This is a genomic window from Paenibacillus sp. P4_E11 (genome assembly GCF_056401635.1).
Map to the genome: position 1 here is coordinate 1 of NZ_JBFUIX010000427.1, position 1,602 is coordinate 1,602.

1 protein-coding gene is annotated in these 1,602 nt (G+C 43.6%); it reads left to right on the forward strand.

What is annotated here, in order from left to right:
• Nucleotides 1-34: 34 nt before the first annotated feature.
• A partial coding sequence (locus AC1DWB_RS34770; protein WP_477545633.1) for an ATP-binding cassette domain-containing protein occupies nucleotides 35-1,602 on the forward strand: 1,568 nt, incomplete at its 3' end.

A 1,602-nucleotide genomic window follows, 5' to 3' on the forward strand; every position in this document is an offset into this window, starting at 1 on the left:
GAGACAGCCAGAGAAATCAAATCCGATTCCAGCATTGAAAAATGTAAATTTAACTTTTCGTAACGGTGAGTTCATCGCGATCGTCGGGGCTTCGGGCTCAGGTAAATCAACACTTCTGAATATTCTTGGAGGTTTGGATAAACCCGATTCGGGAGAGGTGTTCGTCAACGATACCCCGATGTCATCATTTGACGATCATAAGTTCTCCGATTATCGAAAAGACAACGTCGGGTTTGTGTTTCAACATTTCCACCTGATGCCGCATCTGACTGTGCTCGAAAATGTACAGCTTGCTTTGGCGATGAGTTCTTATGACAAGAGTGAAGCCTATGCTAAATGTGTACAAGCCATCAAGGAGGTTGGTCTGGAAAAGGCGATTCATCAGAAGGCTGACGAGTTGTCTGGAGGACAACAGCAAAGAGTTTCCATTGCAAGAGCGTTGGTAAAGTCGCCAAATGTCATATTGGCAGACGAACCAACGGGTGCCTTGGATTCCCATACTTCAAAAGAAATCATTGATCTGTTGAAACGTATTTCGCAGAGAGGCTGTTTGGTCGTTGTCGTCACCCATGATGAAACGGTTGCCAAACAAGCTTCGAGAATCGTTCGAGTCCAAGACGGAGAGATCATTGTAGATTTGAATCAACGCGTAGCGGATTCCGATCAAACGGCATATACCGTCGAAACAGCCGAAGCACCCAGGAAACGTTCTTTTCAGCTGGGCTCTGCATTCAAACTTTCTTATCATCGGATCAAGGAAAAGAGATGGCGGTATTTCCTTGTATCCATAGGCATCTCTATGGGGATATGCGGATTCAGTCTGGCTCTGGCGCTAGGGAACGGGATAGACAATTATTTGCAGCATTCATCGGATAAAGTCATTGACAGTAAGCAGCTGGTTTTCAAAAAGGAACAAGATTATATGCTCAGTTCCGATTATTACGCTATCAAGAAAAACGAGCATGTCAAATTGGTGCAGCCCGAATTCGATGTGTCAGCAAGAATTGAAAAAAACCCAGACATCATCAGCTTTGACGTCAAACCGTTGCACAAAGAAAGCGATAGAAACGAATATGCCGAACCGAAAGTGATGTATGGGGAGCTTCCCAAAGACGATGAGCAATCGATTGCCCTATCGGAAAGCACAGCTAAAAAACTGCTGCAAGACTGGGAAAATCCGGAAGACTTGGTTGGTAAAGAGATCACCATGAAATTTCTGTCTATGGACGAAATTACGAGTTATCCCTCCCGATGGGACACGCAAAAGATGAAGATTTCGGCCATCACGGAGCAATCCTTTATCGGAAAAGAATATTCTTATATTCCTTACGATTTCCACACCAACGTAGTCAAGCGTTCCAGATTTGTCGGGAAAGACGCGGAGATAACGACCAACAGTTATGATGTGTATGTCGACGATAAAGCTTCTATCGGTTCTGTTATCGATCAGTTTAAACAAAGCTATACGATCACGACACCTGAGAATGTATTGAAAGAGTTAACCAAAACGTTCAAAAACATACAGTTAGCCATGACGGGAGTTTCCATCTTGATCCTGTTGATTTCTTCCATTATGGTTGGCATTATTTTGTTTATCAGCGT